This window comes from Candidatus Zixiibacteriota bacterium (assembly GCA_017999435.1).
Lineage (GTDB): Bacteria > Zixibacteria > MSB-5A5 > GN15 > FEB-12 > JAGNLV01.
Genome location: JAGNLV010000003.1, coordinates 401372 through 419643, shown reverse-complemented (window position 1 = coordinate 419643; position 18272 = coordinate 401372). Strand labels below are relative to the sequence as shown.

The 18272-nt window shown below is 65.5% G+C and carries 15 protein-coding genes; 8 read left to right on the top strand and 7 right to left on the bottom strand.

Features of this window, described 5'->3' with window-relative positions:
* Positions 1-75 precede the first annotated feature (75 nt).
* The 5 genes from KA261_09805 to selD form a co-directional block, all read right to left on the bottom strand.
* Positions 76-2763 carry a protein kinase gene (locus KA261_09805; protein ID MBP7698092.1) on the bottom strand — a complete coding sequence of 896 codons (2688 nt, stop codon included), beginning with the start codon at positions 2761-2763 and terminating at the stop codon, positions 76-78.
* A gap of 240 nt (positions 2764-3003) precedes the next feature.
* On the bottom strand, positions 3004-4632 hold the full coding sequence (groL, locus tag KA261_09800) for a chaperonin GroEL (GenBank protein ID MBP7698091.1): 1629 nt from the start codon (positions 4630-4632) through the stop codon (positions 3004-3006).
* 37 nt (positions 4633-4669) lie between these two features.
* Positions 4670-4960, bottom strand: a complete 291-nt coding sequence (gene groES / locus KA261_09795) for a co-chaperone GroES (GenBank protein ID MBP7698090.1) — start codon at positions 4958-4960, stop codon at positions 4670-4672.
* Between the two features lie 262 nt (positions 4961-5222).
* Positions 5223-7415, bottom strand: a complete 2193-nt coding sequence (locus tag KA261_09790; GenBank protein MBP7698089.1) for a hypothetical protein — start codon at positions 7413-7415, stop codon at positions 5223-5225.
* Positions 7327-8379 (bottom strand): selenide, water dikinase SelD, encoded by a 1053-nt coding sequence (gene selD, locus KA261_09785; GenBank protein ID MBP7698088.1) that lies wholly within the window; start codon positions 8377-8379, stop codon positions 7327-7329. The genes KA261_09790 and selD overlap by 89 nt, the downstream gene beginning before the upstream one ends.
* A gap of 169 nt (positions 8380-8548) precedes the next feature.
* Here selD and KA261_09780 point away from each other — a divergent pair, with 169 nt between their 5' ends.
* The 4 genes from KA261_09780 to KA261_09765 all read left to right on the top strand — a co-directional run bounded on the left by KA261_09780 (position 8549) and on the right by KA261_09765 (position 11707).
* Positions 8549-9559 (top strand): isocitrate/isopropylmalate dehydrogenase family protein, encoded by a 1011-nt coding sequence (locus tag KA261_09780; protein MBP7698087.1) that lies wholly within the window; start codon positions 8549-8551, stop codon positions 9557-9559.
* 78 nt (positions 9560-9637) lie between these two features.
* Positions 9638-9949 carry a hypothetical protein gene (locus KA261_09775; GenBank protein ID MBP7698086.1) on the top strand — a complete coding sequence of 104 codons (312 nt, stop codon included), beginning with the start codon at positions 9638-9640 and terminating at the stop codon, positions 9947-9949.
* 108 nt (positions 9950-10057) lie between these two features.
* Positions 10058-10609 (top strand): peroxiredoxin, encoded by a 552-nt coding sequence (locus KA261_09770; protein MBP7698085.1) that lies wholly within the window; start codon positions 10058-10060, stop codon positions 10607-10609.
* A 327-nt stretch (positions 10610-10936) separates the two neighbouring features.
* Positions 10937-11707, top strand: coding sequence for an FAD-binding oxidoreductase (locus KA261_09765; protein MBP7698084.1), 771 nt, complete (start codon positions 10937-10939; stop codon positions 11705-11707).
* Between the two features lie 17 nt (positions 11708-11724).
* Here the strand turns inward: KA261_09765 and KA261_09760 are convergent, their stop codons facing one another.
* Positions 11725-12354, bottom strand: a complete 630-nt coding sequence (locus KA261_09760; GenBank protein ID MBP7698083.1) for a hypothetical protein — start codon at positions 12352-12354, stop codon at positions 11725-11727.
* 7 nt (positions 12355-12361) lie between these two features.
* Positions 12362-13303 carry a hypothetical protein gene (locus KA261_09755; protein MBP7698082.1) on the bottom strand — a complete coding sequence of 314 codons (942 nt, stop codon included), beginning with the start codon at positions 13301-13303 and terminating at the stop codon, positions 12362-12364.
* A 124-nt stretch (positions 13304-13427) separates the two neighbouring features.
* Between KA261_09755 and KA261_09750 the strand changes: the two genes are divergently transcribed.
* The 4 genes from KA261_09750 (at position 13428) to KA261_09735 (ending at position 18161) form a co-directional block, all read left to right on the top strand.
* Complete coding sequence (locus tag KA261_09750; GenBank protein ID MBP7698081.1) at positions 13428-14300, top strand: decaprenyl-phosphate phosphoribosyltransferase; 873 nt, start codon at positions 13428-13430, stop codon at positions 14298-14300.
* Entirely contained in the window at positions 14261-15229 is a 969-nt protein-coding gene (locus KA261_09745) for a hypothetical protein (protein ID MBP7698080.1), read from the top strand. Before KA261_09750 ends, KA261_09745 begins: the two co-directional genes overlap by 40 nt.
* Before the next feature lie 171 nt (positions 15230-15400).
* Positions 15401-16945: an SGNH/GDSL hydrolase family protein gene (locus KA261_09740; protein ID MBP7698079.1), complete on the top strand. Its 1545-nt coding sequence runs from the start codon at positions 15401-15403 to the stop codon at positions 16943-16945.
* A 289-nt stretch (positions 16946-17234) separates the two neighbouring features.
* Entirely contained in the window at positions 17235-18161 is a 927-nt protein-coding gene (locus KA261_09735) for an SDR family oxidoreductase (GenBank protein MBP7698078.1), read from the top strand.
* The last annotated feature ends 111 nt before the right edge of the window (positions 18162-18272 follow it).

Sequence of the window (18272 nt, the reverse complement as noted above, 5' to 3'; positions counted from 1 at the left end):
AAAAGATGACTCGGCTTGCGCTTCCCAAGGCGGTCGCACGCCGTCCGGGGCCGAGCCGACGCCGTGCGGCGCGCGTCACTTCCTCTTCAGTTCGGCGTTCCAGTTGAGGACAATCTCAATTTCGTTCGGCTCCTGCTCTTCCGGGCCGACCGGAGCGACGAAGAGGAACCGGCGGCCATCGTACGATACGTCATACCCCCGGAGTGTCGTCCGTCCGGCGACCAAATGGCGACGGAAGAGGGTGTCGGGAGCGCCGAAGGCGAATCCTCCCCTGAGGTCGATATCCAGTGCGACAAGGTTGTCGCCTTCAAAGTAGAATATCTCATCACCCGCCGGGCTCCAACGGGCCGCGGTCCCCGACCCCGGCAGAAGCCAGGCATTGTCGGGTTGGAGGAGGTCGCGCACGTGCAACCCGCTCTCGACCCCGGAGGTCATTCCGACCAGCAGGTAACGTCCGTCGGGGGAGACATCGTAGAGAACGCCCGCGTCCCCTCCGGTGAGAAGCGTATCGAGGCGGCCAGTGTCTTCCGGATCGATCGCCACCAGCCTCCACGCGGTATCGGTCGAGACGGCGGACAGGGGGATGGCTCCGACGATCAGGTTTCCGGAGGCCGTCCAGCCAAGCGGGAGGAGACCGTCCCCGGTCGACTGCCGCAGGACGGAGGCCTCGCTCCGGCTGATCAGTTGGCGGCACAGACTCGCGGTGAGATCCGTCGCCGAAACGGAGAGGTACACCAGGGACCGGCTGTCGGAGAACCACAGCGGGGTCGCATCAAACCAGTTTCCGGCGCCGGACGTGAGGATTGAGACCGATCCCCGGGCGACGTCCGCCACCCATAGACGTGTGAACTCCACTCCTGTTTCGGCGATGGTGCAGGCTATCCGCCTGTTGTCGGGAGACAGCCGGATCTCCCGGTAATTTGCCGGTGGGCCCACCGTATCCTGCGCAACGCCGGCCCGGTCGGTCCAGACCATACGGCTTTTCGCCTGTCCCTTCGTCTGCCAGGCCAGTATGCCGGTGGCCGAGGCCGCGACATTCACCCCCAGGTTCGAACCGGCTGAAATCCCGACACGGTCGGTAAGCGGGACCGGCTCGCCTTCCAGCTCCAGACGCTTCAGATTGAACCGGTGCGCTACCAAAAAGCCGTTCTTCATGTAGAGCACGTACTCCGGTTCGCAGAAGACCGCCCGGGATTCCACGGTGCCGAGTGTACGGCTTTCGCCGCCGTCAATATCCCCGAGCTTGAGAAACACCTGATCCGTGCCTCGAAGTGAGTCGCTGCCGCAGGTGAAGATGAAGTGCTGCCCGTCGGGTAGGAAGCACGGCCAGGTGGCGGTCAGTTCTCCGGCCGCCGTGTCAGGGGCGACGGCCAGCCGGGGCTCCCCGCCCGATGCCGACACCTGGCCGATGGATCGGTAGTCGCGGTAATCGTCGAACAGGATGATGTTGTTGCGGCCCCAGGTACCGTCGGAGCCGGCCGTTTTGCAGATTATCTGCGGTTGCCCCCCGGCCACGGGGACCTTCATGAGCCGGTCCGAGGACCGATCGAAGAAGGCCAGAAACTCGCCGTCGGGCGACCAGAAGGGGCGGCGGGCATTGGCGGTTCCGGGGAGCGGGTACGGCTGGGGTGAACTCAGGGGTCGGATCCAGATTTGCGTTTCGCCGCTGGTATCGGTCGCCAGGAGCGACAGATAGCGGCCGTCGGGCGAGAGCTGCGGCCAGTCGGTTCTCGCCAGGCCCTCCGGCTTCGGCATCCGGAAGCGCATGGTCCGGGCAACGGGCGTTTTCTGCGTCAGCCATTGGGCCCCGAGGAGCGCCGCGGTCAGGGCGAACACCGCGGCCAGTATCCATGCGAGGCGCAGACGGAAACGCCGCTGGAGCGCCACCGGGGCGGCAAGGCCAGCCTGTGAACCGGCCGAGGCGATCCAGTCCAACTCGTCTTTCAGGTCGCCGGCGGTCTGCCAGCGGCGGTCGGGGCTCTTCTGCAGGCACTTCCTGACCAGGCGGTCGAGGACGGGCGGGGCGCTCGGCAGCCGTTCGACAATGGCGCGGGGCTGTTCGCTCATGATGGCGCCGATGAGGCCGGCCTTGCTGTCGCCGGTGAAAGCGCGCTCACCGGTGATCATCTCGTAGAGCGTCGCGCCCAGGGCGAAGATGTCCGAGCGGGCGTCGGCTTCGCGGCCCTCGAGTTGCTCGGGCGACATGTACAGCAGGGTTCCGACAATGGCTCCCGCGCCGGTGACAGGGGTGGTGCGAGTCTCCCCGTCCAGCCCCTGGACAAACTCAGCCTGGGGTTTGGCGAGGCCGAAATCAAGGAGTTTGGCGCCGTCTTCAGTCAGGAAGATGTTGCCGGGTTTGAGATCGCGGTGGACCAGCCCTTTGCGGTGGGCGGCCTCGAGGGCGGCGGCGACCTGGGAGGCGATGGTCAGAACCTCGCTGAGGTCAAGCCGGCCGCGGCGGAGGCGATCCTCCAGCGTTTCGCCCTCGAGATACTCCATGACCAGGAAGTCAACGCCTTCCTGCCGGCCGAGATCATGGAGCACGCAGATGTGCGGATGGTTCAGGCTCGAGACCGTCCTGGCCTCGCGTTCGAAACGGGCTCTGGCCTCGGGGTTTAAGGCGGAGTGTTCGGGGAGGACCTTGATGGCGACCGTGCGGTCGAGGCGGGTGTCTTTGGCCCGGTAGACCTCGCCCATGCCGCCCGAGCCGGTTTTGCCCTCGATCTCGTAGGGACCGAGCCTGTGGCCTTTCGCGAGGGTCATGGGTCTCCTTCTCGGCGCGCAGGGCTGCCGGCCGCGACGGTGATCACTTTCGCCCTGCAACGAGGCGGCGGCAGTCGAGTGGGGCTGGGAGAAATATGGTCGAAGGGGGAGGAATTGCCAAAGAGTATTTTCCGTTGATGGGGCGATGTTTCGGGCGCGGCCGGGTGCGATGCGGGCGCAAGCAAAAGCCCCGGTCGCGGCGACCGGGGCTTCTTTCGCATCACAAGAGGAGGGGTCAGTCTAGTACATGCCGCCCATGCCGCCCATGTCGGGGGCAGCGGGGGCCGGCTTCTTCTCCTCGGGCTGCTCGACCACGACCGCCTCGGTCGTGAGGAGGAGTCCGGCGATGGAAGCGGCGTTTTCGAGGGCGGTGCGAGTGACCTTGGTCGGGTCGATGACGCCGGCCTTGAGCAGGTCCTCGTAGGTGTCGGTCTGGGCGTTGTAGCCGAAGGCGCCGGTCTGTGCGAGGACCTTGTCGACCACGACGGAGGCCTCGGCGCCGGCGTTGCTGGCGATCTGCCGGATCGGCTCTTCGAGAGCCTTGCGGACGATCATGACGCCGACCTGCTCTTCCTCGGTGACTTTCAGGCTGTCGAGGGCTTTCATGCAGCGCAGGAGGGCGACGCCGCCGCCGGGCACGATCCCTTCCTCGACCGCGGCGCGGGTGGCGTGGAGGGCGTCCTCGACCCGGGCCTTCTTCTCTTTCATCTCGGTCTCGGTGGCGGCGCCGACGTTGATGACGGCCACGCCGCCGGCGAGTTTGGCCAGCCGCTCCTGGAGTTTCTCACGGTCGTAGTCGCTCGTGGTGTCCTCGATCTGCTTGCGGATCTGGTTGATCCGGGCCTTGATGGCCTCTTTCTGGCCGCCGCCCTCGACGATCGTGGTGTTGTCCTTGTCGAGGGTGACTTTCTTGGCATGGCCGAGGTCGGACATGACGGCGTTCTCGAGTTTGAAACCGGCCTCTTCGCTGATCACCTTGCCGCCGGTGAGGACGGCGATGTCTTCGAGCATGGCCTTGCGGCGATCGCCGAAGCCGGGGGCTTTGGCCGCGCCCACCTTGATCGTGCCGCGCAGCTTGTTGACCACGAGAGTGGCGAGCGCTTCGCCCTCGATGTCCTCGGCGATGATCATGAGCGGCCGGCCGGCCTGGGCCACCTTCTCCAGGATCGGCAGAAGATCCTTCATCGAGGAAACCTTCTTGTCGTGGATCAGGATGAGCGGCTCATCGAGGACCGCTTCCATGTTGTCGGGGTCGGTCACAAAGTAGGGGGAGACATAGCCGCGGTCGAACTGCATCCCCTCGACCACCTCGAGCGTGGTGTCGGCGGACTTGGACTCCTCGACCGTGATGACGCCGTCCTTGCCGACTTTCTCCATGGCCTCGGCGATGAGGTCGCCGATCTGCTTGTCGGAGTTGGCGGAGATGGTGCCCACCTGGGCGATCTCCTGCTTGCCCGAGACCGGCTTGGACATCTTCTTGATCTCGCCGCCGACGACTTCGACGGCGCGGTCGATGCCGCGCTTGATCGCCATCGGATTGTGGCCGGCGGTGACGTTCTTGAGGCCTTCCCGGTAGATCGCCTGGGCGATCAAGGTGGCCGTCGTCGTGCCGTCGCCGGCGTCGTCGGAGGTCTTGGACGCCACTTCCTTGACCATCTGGGCGCCGATGTTTTCGAAGTGGTCTTCGAGCTCGATCTCCTTGGCCACCGTGACGCCGTCCTTGGTGACGGTCGGGGAGCCGAATTTCTTGTCGATGACGACGTTGCGGCCCTTGGGGCCGAGCGTCACTTTGACCGCATTGGCCAGTTTGTCAACGCCTCTTTTGAGCTTGGCGCGGGCTTCGGTGTTGTAGTCAATCTGCTTTGCCATATGGAATCAGCCTTTCTCTCTTCTTGTGTCGTGTGGTTTACCCCTGGACGATGGCGAAGATGTCGGATTCGCGCATGATGAGGTACTCGGTGCCGCCGATCGTAACTTCGGTGCCGGAGTACTTGCCGTAGAGGACGCGGTCACCCTTCTTGACTTCCATGGGCGTCTTCTTGCCCTCCTCGTTGACCCGGCCGGGGCCGACTTCCACGACCTCACCCTGCATCGGTTTCTCTTTGGCGGTGTCAGGGATAATGATTCCGCCCTTGACAGTTTCAGCCTCTTCGAAAGGCTTCACGACCACGCGGTCGGCCAGCGGTTTAATCTGCATGGCTTTTTTACCTCCTGTGAATTCAGCCAATGGTTACCGGAACGTTATGTCGATTAGTTTTGGCTATGTTAGCTGGGCCGCACTTCGTTGCTGCAGGCTCTTAAGCTATTCAATCTCATGTTCTTAGCAGCTATTAGCAGTCACTATCAATGAGTGCTGACAGCGGTCTTGAATATAATTGTAACGCGGAACTTGTCAAGAGGTTTCAGGCGGAAATCCGGTTTTTTTCACCGGACCGGCTCGATAGCGGCGCTCATTATGCTTAGGGCTGACCCTGCGCCCCGGAGAGCATCTGCGACCAGATGTTCATGGCGTACTTTCCCCGGTAGGGATTGATGCGCACCGATTCGGCGAAATAGCGCTCGGCGGTGCGCTGGAGGTTAAGATCTTTCTTCTGAATGGCGGCCAGGAGGAGGAACCGGCCGACCTGGAGCTGGATGGAGAAATCGGTCGGGAAGCGGCGGGAGAGGTTCATCAAGACGTCATACGCGGCATCCCCCTGCCGGGCACGCATCTGAAGTTCGGCGACCAGCAGGCCGGCCGACTTGGATTCCGGGTGGGCGGCGTAGACGGGGAGGGCCAGAGCGAGAGCGCTGTCGACCCGGTCGGCTTGGAGGAAGGCGACGGCGCGCTCAAAGGGGCTCACGGCGTAAGCCTCGGCGGTCGGATTGCCGAATCCGGTGTCGATCCGGTAGACACCCACCTCGATGTCGCGGATGAAGTAGTGGGTGATGGGCGTGAGGCCGGCCATGGCGGGGTAGTTGCGAACCGCCTCGGCGTAGTTGGAGGGGTCCATAATGAGGTGGGTGATCGGATATTTCGCAAAGAGGTCGGGGTCTACCTCGGCCACCTGGAAGAGGTGAATGAAGGAGCGGAGGCTGGTGTTCAAGGTCAGGGTGGGGCCGTAGGGACCGGAGACGACCGCGCCGGGGCCGAGAATCGCCGCCAGGTCGGCGTTCGCTTCGGCGATGCTGAAAATGCGCTCCCGGATGTGAAAGCGGTAGATGCGCTCGGCGTTGAAACCGACCACGGATGCCAGGACGCATGCGAGCGCGGCATACCAGAGGACGCGCCCGCGGCGGGGCCACGCGCGGCGGAAGAGAATGAAGAGGCCCCAGGCGGCGGCCGCCGCGGGAACCAGAGTCGCCCAGGTGAGAGAACGGATAGGGCGCGGGAAGGTGTTGAAATAGAAAAGGTTGCCCGCGAGGTGGAAAAAGGCCGCCCAGAGCGAAAACAGCAATACAACCAACGTCCACTTGCCCGGCCGGTCGGCGGCGCGGGGGTGGGCCGAGGCCGTCTGGTCGAATATGGTCACGGCCAGTAGAATGACCGCCGGGATGAACAGCAGGGTGTAGCGGATCGGGGAGTAGTTGAGGGGCATGAGGCCGACAATTCCGCACACGGCCCAGCAGAGGGCAAAGCGCGTGGTCGGGGCGAGCCGGTCACCCTCGAAACGGAAACGCGCGGCCAGCAGGCCGGCGGCCACGAGCATGATCACGAGATCGGGGTTGACGTAGGAGAGGCGGTTGTCGAATCCGTAGGAGATGAGGTGCTCGAAGAAGGCCCAGGGTGATTTCAGACCGTCGGGAAATCCGCGCAGCCCGTACGACTGCTCGCCGGTGTAGGCGAAGGCGGCCGCAAGATCGCCGGCGTAGAGCAGGGGGACGAGAACCAGCGCGGCGGCGGCGCAGGCGGCGCCGGCGAGGACAGCGCGGCCCCAGGCGCGCGGCCGGCCGTCGAACGCGACCGCCAGCATCAAGGCCGGCGCGAGCAGGGCGCCGAACAGCTTGCCGGTGAGCGCCGCGGCGGCGGCCAGAGCGCCCGCGGCGATCACTCCCGCGGAGCGCTCCCCCCAGCGGCTGTAAACAAAGAACATGGCGCCGGCCCAGAAGATGAGGCCGTCCTCGAGATACGACAACCGGCCGTGAGTGAGCAGGGTGACGTTGAGAGCAAATGCCAAAGCGGCCGCGGCGGCCGCCCAGGCACGGTGCCGACGAAGGAGGCCGAGGAGCATGAGGACCAGACCGCCGAACGACAGCAGCACGCCCGTCAGGTTGGCGCTGCGGAGATCGACGCCGCCGAGAGACATCACCACCCACGACACGAGCGACACGAGGGAGTGCCGGTAGACCGCCCAGCGGGGGTAGTCAAACGGGTCCCAGTCGCCGAAAAGGATCCGGTTGCGGGCGTGGTGGACATACTGCGCGGGATCGGTACCGAGCGACTGCTCGATGCCGGAGAAATACATGGGCGGATCTTTGACGAGATCCGACTGCCACCAGATGAAGCCCCCGGCGACGATCGCGGCGGCCAGCAGGAGCAGCCAGCGGCCGCGGCCCAGAGCCGCGCCGGCGGCCGGCGCCGGCTCAGGCGACGAGGAGCGCGACGGCCCCGCGGGGTTCGACTTCCCCGATGCATCGCCCGGGGACGCTGCGTTTCTGGAGTTCTCTTTCAAACTGCAGTGCTCGGTCCGGCGGGACGGCGACGAACAGCCCGCCGGAAGTTTGCGGATCGTACATCACGTGTTCGAGGTTTTTGTCGACGGTCGGGGCGACCGAGACTTTGCCGGCGAGGAAAGCGCGGTTGGCCCCCGCGCCCCCGGGGATCATCCCCGCTCCCGCCAACCGGGCCGCCTCCGGAAGGAGCGGCAGGCGGTCGGCGGCCAGGCGGATGGTGACCTCGGAGGCGGCGGCCATTTCGTAGGCGTGGCCGAGAAGGCCGAAGCCGGTGATGTCGGTCGCGGCCCGGGCCTCGACAGCGACCATTGCCTCGGCCGCCTCGCGGTTGAGCTCCGCCATCTGCGCGGTGACCAGCGCGACCAGGGCGGGGTCGACCGCGCCGCGCTTGAGACCGGTCGTGATCAGGCCGGTGCCGAGGGGCTTGGTGAGATAGATCCGGTCGCCGGGCCGGGCGCCGGCATTGGTGACCACCTTCCGCGGATCGATGAGGCCGGTGACGGCCACGCCGTACTTGACCTCCTTGTCGTTGACCGAGTGGCCGCCGACGATCACCGCGCCCGCCTCCTCGATCTTCTGCGCGCCCCCGCGGAGGATCTCGCCGAGGATCCACGGGTCCATGGCGGCCGGGAAGCCGACGATGTTGAGGGCGGTCAGCGGACGGCCTCCCATGGCGTAGATATCCGAGAGGGCGTTGGCGGCGGCGATGCGGCCGAAATCGAAGGGGTCGTCGACGATCGGCGGGAAAAAGTCGACTGTCTGGACCAGGGCGACCGTTTCCGACAGACGAAATACCCCGGCATCATCGGCCTTGTTGAAGCCGACCAGCAGGTCCGGGTGGGTCGACACCGCGAGGTTTCTCAATGCGTCCGCCAACAACTGTGGCGCGAGCTTGGACGCTCACCCCGCACAGGTCACCTCGGCGGTGAGGCGGACGGTGGTCTGTTTGCGCTTGTCTTCCATACGGGTCGCGCTTCCCGGCTGCCCCACGGCCCCGGGGAGTCATCGGAGAAGGTACGCCAAAGGCGGGGGCAAAGTCAACCGGGGATCGCGCGCGGAGGGGAAGTTGACAGGTCTGCGGAAATGCGATATACTGCGGCGCCCATTACAGAAAGGATGCCGGTACATCAGCATGGTGCACAAAGTGACGCTCATTCCCGGCGATGGGATCGGCCCGGAGATCACCGAGGCGGCCGTCCGGGTCATCGAGGCGGCGGGGGTAGAAATCGCCTGGGACCGCCAGGAGGCCGGCATTCCGGCGGTCCAGACCCACGGCACGTCGGTGCCCGACCAACTGCTCGACTCGATCCACGCCAACAAAGTGGCGCTCAAGGGGCCGATCACGACGCTGGTGGGGAAGGGGTTCCGGTCGGCGAACGTGACGCTCCGCCAGCGGCTTGATTTGTACGTGAACCTGCGCCCGGTGCGGACCATCGGCGGCGTGCCGAGCCGGTACAGCAAGGTCAACCTCGTGATCGTGCGGGAGAACACCGAGGACTTGTACTCGGGGATCGAAAACATGATCACGCCGGGGGTGACGCAGGCGATCAAGGTGGTGACCGAGCGGGCGTCGGAGCGGGTGGCCCGGTGGGCCTTCAACTACGCCCGCAAAATGGGCCGGAAGAAGATCACGTTCGTGCACAAGGCGAACATCATGAAACTCTCCGACGGTCTTTTCCTCAAGGTGTTCGAGGACGTCGCCAAGGACTATCCCGACATTGAGGCGGAGGACCGCATTGTCGATGCCCTGTGCATGCGGCTGGTCATGGATCCGACGCAGTTCGACATGCTGCTCATGGGGAACCTGTTCGGCGATATCGTCTCCGATCTCGCGGCCGGGCTGGTCGGCGGGCTCGGGGTGGTGCCGGGGGCGAACATCGGCGACGAGTACGCGGTGTTCGAGGCGGTGCACGGCTCGGCTCCGGATATCGCGGGCAAGAACCTCGCGAACCCGACCGCCCTCATCTTCTCCGCCCTGCTCATGCTGCGGCATCTCGGCGAGGATGCGGCGGCCGACCGGATATGGAAATCGATGGTGGTGACGCTCGCGGAGGGGCACAAGCTCACGCGGGACCTCGGCGGGACGTGCTCGACGACCGAGTTTACCGACGAGCTGGTGAGAGAGATCAAGAGTCGCACGTGAGCCGCCGCGGCGCGGATTCATGAAAGTCCGCGCGCGGGAACCGGCCGCGGCGGCGGCGTCTGCCGGAGGAGGTTGATCATGGCTGACAGCGGTCTGTTGTGCTGGAACTGCGGACGGGCAACGGGCGTGGAGGGACATCCGACGCGGAACGACAGTTGCCCTCACTGCCTGGCCGACCTGCGCGCATGCCGCGGGTGCCGGCATTTCGACCCCTACGCCCGCGCCCAGTGCCGCGAGACGATCGAGGCTCCGGTGCGGGACAAGGAAAAAAGCAACTTCTGCGACTTCTTTCAGGTTCGCGATGCGATCAAACGGCCGGGGGGGATTCGGGCCTCGACGGACAGCAAGGAAGAGCGGAAGAAGCGGTTCGACGACCTCTTCAACGACTAGCCTCCGGACGCGGGTCCGGACGCCGCACTCCCGTTCCGGCGCGACCGGGGAACCCCCGGGCCGGCCGCTCCGTTCTGAGCCGAAAAACCAATCACGAGAGAAACGGCGATGCGCAAAATCCATGTCACTCTGTTTATCCCGGCGGCGGTGCTTCTCTGGGCGGTGGGCGGCCGTGCCGCTGAGACAGTCAAAGTCGGCGACCCGGCGCCGGCGTTCACGCTCCCGTTTGCGACCAGAGATTCCGTTGACCTGAAAGGGCTCAGCTCGGCGGAACTGGCCGGGAAACGGTATGTGCTGGCGTTCTATCCGGCCGACTGGTCGAGCGGGTGCACGGCCGAGATGTGCATGCTGCGGGATGAGTTCGCCGGGTTCGAGAAATTGGGAGTGATCGTCCTCCCGGTGTCGGGGGACTACGTGTTCAGCCATCGGGAGTGGGCGCAGTACCACAATCTGCCCTTCCGGCTTCTGTCCGATCCGACGCGCGAGTTCGGCAGGAAGATGGGCGTGTACCGGGAGGACACCGGGATGTTTCAGCGGTCCGTGTTTGTGGTCGGGCCCACGGGGACGCTGGAGTATGTCGATTACGAGTACTCGGTGAAGGACCGGGACGATTTCGAGGCTTTGCGGGACGCCCTGGGATCGGCCGAATCGCGCGAATAAGAGGGGTTCGGCCGGGGCGGCCGCAACACGGGCTCGCCTACCCCCGCGAAACAGGTTCTGTAGGTCAGGACCTTCATGGCCCTAACTGGACCGCTTGCGCAGATGACGAAGATGTCAGGACCACAGGGATCCTGACGTACAAGGGATCATGGCGAGGCGGGTTTTTCTCTCAGTAGGTACGTTCCGTGACCCTCCGCCCCACGTCTGGTGTGAAATGTATGCGCGGACAAGGAAGGGTGACCTCCCGGCCGGGTCAAACGGTGTGAGGCCGGGAGCGAGAAGGAACGAAAGGATTGACTCCTCTGCCAAATCGGGTATTTTGGCTGCATGGCCAATCTTGATGCGTTTGTGCGGGTCATCAAGGGCGAGTTTCCCGACGACCGGTTGACGTGGCAGAAGGGGATTGCGACGTTTCATCCGGAATCGGCGGCCGAAGCGGCCGGGCTTTTCGGGCTGGCGAACGAGCACCGGCAACCGCTTTTCATCACCGGTTTCGGGAACAACATCGAACCGGCCGGGGAGGCGTTTGCCGGCCTGGTGGCTGTTCGCACCGACCGGCTGAACCGGTTTCTCGACGTGTCGAAAGAGGATTTCGCGGTGGAAGTCGGGGCGGGGTATCCGCTGCGGGAGCTCAACGATCGGCTGCGGGCGGAGGAGTTGTATCTGCCGCATGCGGCGCTCCCCTATGTCGGGTCGGCCGGCGGGGCTGTGGCGGTGGGGTTGGCGGGGGAACTGCACGGAGCGGAAGTGCCGATCAAGAAGTATTTTATCACGGCGGAGATAGTCACCGGCGAGGGGGAGATCATCCAGCCGGGGTCGCGCTGTTTCAAGTCGGTGTCGGGGTACGACATTGTCCGGATTTTCGCCGGCGCCTGGGGACTGCTGGGGCTGATCGTGCGGGCGACGTTCCGCGTGATGCCGATCGCCGGGGCGGGAGATTTCGCAACCATGCGTCAGCGGGCGATCACGCGCTCGCCGCTGGCGGCCGCCCTCGACCGGGACAACGACGCCGCCGACGCCGTGTACTCGCGCAAAATCAAGGACAAGTTTGACCCGCGCGGCGTGCTGCCCGCGGTCGAGCGCGCCGGCTCGCTGTGAGCTGCGGCGGAAGAGAGTCAGAAAGTCAGCGAGAGTGTGGCGGTGACGCCGCCTTCGGGGGCGGGCTCCAGGTTGAGGCTCAGACCCGGTTCGCTTCGGCGGGCGCGGTCGGCATCGGGAAATCCCGAGAAGTGGGCATCGACATACGCATCAAACATGGACACGAACGAGACAATCACCGCAAACCACGTATACTTGTTGCGCCGGCTACGCTCGTCATCGTAACGGTCATACCAGAGGTTGCGGTCGGTGACGTCCGCGGCCGATTGGTAGCTGTCGAAGTAGTCGGAGGCCTTCCGCCCGTGGTCGATGGCCGAGCTGACCAGCCAGGCGTCCAGGCCGAAGAAAAGAATCGCTTTGACATAGGCGCCGTTGCCGAACTGGCCCCACCCCGGAACCAGCATCGATTTGAACAGGGCGACCATCGGGTTCTGCGAGAGGCGCCGTTCGAGGTCGACCGAGTCGGTGGAGGGGAGGAAGCGGTCGAGGTCAGACGTGCGCAGGTAGCGAACGGTGTCGCGCGGCGGGGCGGGGGCCACCGTGTCGGACGGGGCGGCGACGGAGTCCGCGGGAGCGTCATCCGACCAGGCGCCGACAGGAACGGCCAAGGTGAGGGCACACAGAAGGATGGGGAGGAGGGGCCTCATGGACGACTCAGCAGAAGAGGTTCAGTCTGGTCGGGCTGATCCGGAAGTTGTACTCCTGCGCGGGGAGTTCCACCAGATCGCCGTCGAGCAGGGCCGGCTGCGCCTTGCCGGGGTTAAAATTGAGATAGGCGCCCCGGTAGAGCCGCACGGCGCTGCCGTACACATATTTCCCTTTATACACGTCGCGGATGTAGCGCCCGAGATCTCTGTCCGAGCAGCGGGCGTCGAAAATGATCTCCATCTCGCCATCATCGGAAAGCGAGGCCGGGGAGAGCGGGAGCCCCAGTCCGTAGGCGAGCAGGTTGATCGAAAACATCTTGGCCTCGATTGGGAAGCGGAACGCATCGAGTTTGAGGGTGAATCTGAGGGGTTCGACGGCGGCGGCGGCCCGGGCGGCGATCGCGGACCAGCGGAAAGCGAAGCGCGGGGCGCCCTTGCCGGCCAGTTGGCGCTGGAGGCTCGGAACAAGTCCGAGCGCGAGCGAGCCAACGACGACGCGTTCGCCGGAGCGGACGACATCGATGGGCCGGTACTTGCGGTTGATGATGGCGTCGACGGCGGCCCGGAAGTCGCCGTGGCTGCACAGCGAGCGGGCGATGTTGTTGGCCTGTCCCATGGGGAGGATGCCCATCGGCAGATCGGCCTCGAGAGCCACGGCGGCGAGGGCGTTGACGGTGCCGTCACCGCCGGCGGCGACCAGGGCGGTCACCCGGCCCCGTTTGGCCACCGGGGGCGGCGCCGGGCGGGCGGCCTTGGCCAGCCCGCAGTACTCGCGCGCCGTCGCTCCCAGATCGGCGGCCGAGGCCGGCTCGATAACCGTGTAGTGACTCCCCTGACTCCGAATGGCGCCCGTGAGCCGGCGCAGGAGGCGGTCGGAAAACTGCCCGGCCTGCTGGTTCACTGCGATCAGGTAATGGCCGCCGGCGCCTTTAAGCTGTCGTTTTCGCATTTGCGGTAAGTATAGGCAAAGGGGCGGTCAAGCAAAAGAAAATAACCGGGGGCGGAGCGGGGGCCGTCCCGGCCGGTCAGTTTCAACTTGAACCGGATTTTGCCTTGTCGTATCCTTCGTCGAGATGATCCACGATATCCTCAGGCTCGTTCGTCCCGCGCAGTGGCTCAAGAACGGGATCATGGTGCTGGCGATCGTGTTCGCCGGGGAATTGGCGCACGCGGACAAGATCATTCTCATGGCCTGCGCGATCGCCCTCTACTGCCTGTTGTCCTCGGCCGTCTACACGTTCAACGATGTCGTGGACGCGGAGCGGGACCGCCTGCACCCGTTGAAAAAGAACCGGCCGCTGGCGGCCGGGCGGATCCGGGTGGCGACGGGGGCGGTGCTGGCGGGGGTGCTGGCCGCCGCCGGGCTGGTCGGAGCGTGGTTCATCAACGGCCCGTTCTTCTTGTCCGCGGTCACGTTCCTGGCGCTCAATCTCCTGTACAGCCTGTGGTGGAAGCACGTGGTGATCCTCGATGTCCTCACGATCGCTCTGGGGTTCGTGGTCCGGGCCTACGCCGGGGCGTTTGCGATCGACGTGCCCGCCTCGACCTGGTTCCTCATCAACACCCTGCTTTTGGCGCTGTTTCTCGGGCTGGGAAAGCGGAGGCACGAACTGCTCTACCTGGACAAGGAGGCGCAGGCGCACCGGAAAACGCTGGTGATGTACTCGCCCTACCTGCTGGACCAGTTGATTGCGGTGGTCACCGCGGCGATGCTGGTCATTTATATGCTCTACACTTTTTCGACGGAAGTGATGCACAAGCTCGGGACGGACAAGCTGTTCGTGACGATCCCGTTTGTCGTCTACGGCGTCTTCCGGTATCTCTACCTGATCCACCGGAAGGACCAGGGGGGATCGCCGACGCGGGTGCTGATCGACGACCGTCCGATTCTTCTCACGGTGATGTTATGGCTGGTGACGGCAAGTTTCGTGCTCTACGTTTTGTGAGGTGGGCGGCCGGGCCGGCGGCCGCGGCGGCGCTCTGGCTCGGGGCCTGCGGGGATGACGCCCAGGAGCGGGCAGCCAGGCTCTTTCCGGCGGGGCCGCCGATCGCGCATCTGGAAGAATTTCCGTTCAATGCCGACTCGCTGCTGCCGGGCGGCGGGGCAGGACCGGAGGAGCCGCCCACGGTCCGGAAAATCGGCGCGCTCGCGGTTGACAGCAGCTCGGATCCGGGATACCTGGCCTACGACTTCATCGGGGAAGCGGCGGCGCGGTACACGGCGGACGAGGCGGAGGTACGGGTGACGATCGCCCAGTTTGCCGAGCCGATCGCGGCCTATGGGTGGTATGCCGCGCACCGGCCCAACGGGGCGGCGACCGACACGATCGGGCGGCAGTCGTTCTGGACGGGGACGAGGCTCTACGTGTACAAGGGGAGCTACGCGATCGTCGCCGAGGCCGGGGACACCTCGGCCGCGGCCCGCGCGGCGGCCGAGCGGCTCGCGCGCGAGGCGGCGAACCGGGCGACGGGCGAGATGCGTCTGTCCCCCTATCACATTCTGTTTCCCATGCACGATCGGGTGGCGGCCTCCGACCGGTACGTCGGCTACGGTTTCCTCGGCGCGCCCCGGCTCAATGACGTCTACACGATGGACTTTGTGGCGGGAATCGACACCGCGCGGTGGTTCTTGACGACTGATACGAGCGGACTGAAACTCGTGGTGCTGCGGGACTGGGCCGAGGACGGGACCCGGCGGCTCACGGTCCCGGCGGTGCTGCCGTTCGAGCCGGAATCGGCCGTATATGTGGAACACCCGCGCTACGGGCGAATCATCGCCGGTATGGCGGCCCAGAAGCTGGTCGGCGTGGTCGGATACCGGCCCGAGCGGCAGGAACAGAAGCTGCGGAGTTGGCTGGAGGGTCTGCGAAAATAGCGGCACGCGGGCGCGGGCCGGCGCGAGGCTCAAATGCACTGGCTTCATAAGGCCCGTCAGGGTCGGAAAACACGCCCGCGACTTCCGGCCCGGAGGGAGCGCGGGCGCTTGTCGAATCCGGCCGGCCGCACCCTTTGACAACGGCACGATTGTGCGCTAGGTTTGTCTATCATGAGAGCACCAAGCGCCCCGCCGCTGCCGTGGAGGCGGCGGCTCATGTATGCCGCCGTGACGACGGTCGTTCTGCTCGGGCTGATCGAAGGCGGCGCCCGGTTGCTGACCTCGCAACTCGATTCTCACGCGATGCCCGCCGGGGGTATCGGCTGGCAGGCGGTCTTCTTCCGATCGCTCTTCACCTGGAACGAGCCCGACCCGGATCTCCTCTGGCGGTTTCGCCCCAACCTGCACAATCCCCTCATCAGGACCAATTCCCGCGGCCTCATCGCCGATGAGGTACCGTACGCAAGGCCGGCGGGCACGCTGCGGGTGATGGTGCTCGGCGACTCCTCGCCGGTCGGCCTCGGTCTGAAAGACCGCACCTTCGCCTTTCCCGAGGTGTTGACCCGCCTTCTGGCCGCGGCCCTTGATCCGGACGTGCGCGTGGAGATGATCAACGCCTCGGTCACCGGGTACACCAGCGAGCAGCTCGCCCGCCTCTATGAGAGGGAGCTTCTCCGGTACGAGCCGGACTATGTCGTTGTGTACTGCGGCAACAACGACGCCTCGGTGTCGGGTTCCTGGTCCGATCTGGATTTGCTCCGGTCACAGCGGGCGGCCGGCCTGCGGCGCCTGCTGGCCCGTTCGGCGGCGTACCGGCTGCTGCGCGATCTCCTGGTGCGGCCCGTGCGCGACCGGGGCGCTCTCGGCGCGCCGCTCGTGCCCCGGGTCTCGCCGGAGCGCTACGCGGCGAATCTCGAGCGTATCATCCGGGCATGCCGGGACGATCGGACACGGGTGGTGCTGGTGGCGCCGCCGCAGCGCTATCTCTGGCCGGCCGGTCTTCAGTTCAAAATCTTCAGCCACGTCACCGGGGAGGACGGGGAATTCGTTTTTCCACCGCAACTGGCGCGTCTGCTCGACCGGCCGATCCTCTATTGTCTCGACGGCAGGCGCTTCAGCGTGACCGACACCGCGGTGGACCACATGACCCGGGCCGTGTACCGGTCGGCGGCTTCGGATCCGCTTGATCCCGCAGCCGCGGCGGCGCATTGGCAGGAGGCCGCGGGGCTGGCGCCGGGGGATCCGGTCGCCGCCAACAACCTGGGTGTGGCCCTGTGGCGAAACCGCGCGTGGAGCGAGGCCGACCGGGCATTCGCCGCGGCCCGCCGGCGCTGGGCCGGCCAGGACGCAGCTTCCGCGGTGGAACGGGACGCCGCCGGGTCGCCCATCCTCTTCAATCGGGCGATCAACCTGCTCGACTCGCTCGCGGATACCTCCATGGTCCTGGCGCTCGGCTCAGTTCCTTTCGTTCTGCTGGACTCGGCGCTTCAGGCAGACTGGATGTCCCTGCGCATCAAGCAGCCGTACCTCGAGGCGCTTTGGGCGCTCCGGGAAAAGCCCGGCGTCACGGTGGTGACAGTCGCGGAGGAGTTTCGGGCCAACGGCGGCGACGGGCTGTTCGTGGACCATTGCCACCCCACCCGCCGGGGGCATGAGATTATCGCCCGGGCCCTTGCGGACGTGATTCTCAGGCAGGAGCGGGGCGGCGGAGAGTAGGATCTTCCAAGCGGCCTCCGCAGTCGGGCCCCGGTGGGAGGGCTGACAGAATGTGGCGGGCGGACGGTCGTTGAGATAATTCCCGCCGGGGCCGGGAAGGAGGCGCCGGAGTCGACCCGGCGCGGGCCGCCGGAGAACCGTGATTTCGCTTTACAGCGGGAAACCGATCCCGTAGCTTGGACTGCTTCTCAGGCAGGCTCTGCCGACTACTGCCTGGTGCGCTAACATCGGGAGCCGAACAGCCGATAGTCATGGGAGAAGGACGGCAACGTCAAGAAGGGACGATGGTATGCGTTTTCTAGTGACCGGGGGAGCGGGTTTTATCGGATCGAATCTCGCCGCGGCGCTGGCGGCGGACGGGAACCAGGTCCGGATCCTGGACAATTTCTCGTCCGGCCGGCAGGAGAATCTCGCCGATCTGCCCGCGAGCGTGGAGGTGGTCGACGGGGACATTCGCGACTACTGGACGGTGGTGCAGGCGGTGGCCGGGGTCGACTACGTGCTCCACCAGGCGGCGCTGCCGTCGGTGCCCCGGTCGGTGAAGAACCCGCTCACGTCCAACGAGGTCAATGTCGGCGGCACGCTGAACGTGCTCGAGGCGGCGAAGAACGCCCGGGTGAAGAAGTTCGTCATGGCGTCATCGTCCTCGGTATACGGCGAGTCGGAGGAACTCCCCAAGCACGAGGGGATGCGGCCGAGCCCGCTGTCTCCCTATGCGATCACGAAACTGACCTGCGAGTACTACTGCAAAGTCTACTGGGAGCTGTATGGGTTTCCGACGGTGGCGCTGCGGTATTTCAACATTTTCGGACCGAAGCAGGATCCGGCGAGCCAGTACGCGGCGGTGGTTCCGCGCTTCATCACGGCGCTGATGCGGAACGAGTCGCCGACCGTGTTCGGCGACGGGGAGCAGTCGCGCGATTTCACCTATATCGACAACTGCGTGCAGGCCAACATCCTCGCCGCGACCAACGACCGGATCAAAGGGGATTATTTCAACGTCGCCTGCGGCGGGCAGTTCACGCTCAACGAGCTGCTGGACCGCCTGCGCCGCATTATCGGGACGAGCACCCAGGCCGCCTACGTCGATCCCCGGCCGGGAGATATCAGACACTCCTTCGCCGCGATCGACAAACTGGGAGCGTTCGGGTACAAGCCGAGCGTGTCGTTCGACGAAGGGTTGCGGCGCACGGTGGCGTTCTTCAAAGCGAAATAAGCGCCGCCTTCTCCGACTTCAAATCAGAGAGCACGAGTCCACGGCCCCGGCGCCCGCCGGGGCCGTCTTCTTTTCTATTGGAGCCTTTGATCCATGAACTATATTGGAGAT

What these genes read in the sequence shown, in the direction of transcription:
- KA261_09745 (MBP7698080.1), top strand. Translation starts at nt 14,261, where the DNA reads ATGGCTGGTGACGGCAAGTTTCGTGCTCTACGTTTTGTGAGGTGGGCG.
- groES (MBP7698090.1), bottom strand. Translation starts at nt 4,960, where the DNA reads ATGCAGATTAAACCGCTGGCCGACCGCGTGGTCGTGAAGCCTTTCGAA.
- KA261_09760 (MBP7698083.1), bottom strand. Translation starts at nt 12,354, where the DNA reads ATGAGGCCCCTCCTCCCCATCCTTCTGTGTGCCCTCACCTTGGCCGTT.
- KA261_09755 (MBP7698082.1), bottom strand. Translation starts at nt 13,303, where the DNA reads ATGCGAAAACGACAGCTTAAAGGCGCCGGCGGCCATTACCTGATCGCA.
- KA261_09775 (MBP7698086.1), top strand. Translation starts at nt 9,638, where the DNA reads ATGGCTGACAGCGGTCTGTTGTGCTGGAACTGCGGACGGGCAACGGGC.
- groL (MBP7698091.1), bottom strand. Translation starts at nt 4,632, where the DNA reads ATGGCAAAGCAGATTGACTACAACACCGAAGCCCGCGCCAAGCTCAAA.
- KA261_09765 (MBP7698084.1), top strand. Translation starts at nt 10,937, where the DNA reads ATGGCCAATCTTGATGCGTTTGTGCGGGTCATCAAGGGCGAGTTTCCC.
- KA261_09750 (MBP7698081.1), top strand. Translation starts at nt 13,428, where the DNA reads ATGATCCACGATATCCTCAGGCTCGTTCGTCCCGCGCAGTGGCTCAAG.
- KA261_09740 (MBP7698079.1), top strand. Translation starts at nt 15,401, where the DNA reads ATGAGAGCACCAAGCGCCCCGCCGCTGCCGTGGAGGCGGCGGCTCATG.
- KA261_09805 (MBP7698092.1), bottom strand. Translation starts at nt 2,763, where the DNA reads ATGACCCTCGCGAAAGGCCACAGGCTCGGTCCCTACGAGATCGAGGGC.
- KA261_09770 (MBP7698085.1), top strand. Translation starts at nt 10,058, where the DNA reads ATGCGCAAAATCCATGTCACTCTGTTTATCCCGGCGGCGGTGCTTCTC.
- KA261_09735 (MBP7698078.1), top strand. Translation starts at nt 17,235, where the DNA reads ATGCGTTTTCTAGTGACCGGGGGAGCGGGTTTTATCGGATCGAATCTC.
- KA261_09780 (MBP7698087.1), top strand. Translation starts at nt 8,549, where the DNA reads ATGGTGCACAAAGTGACGCTCATTCCCGGCGATGGGATCGGCCCGGAG.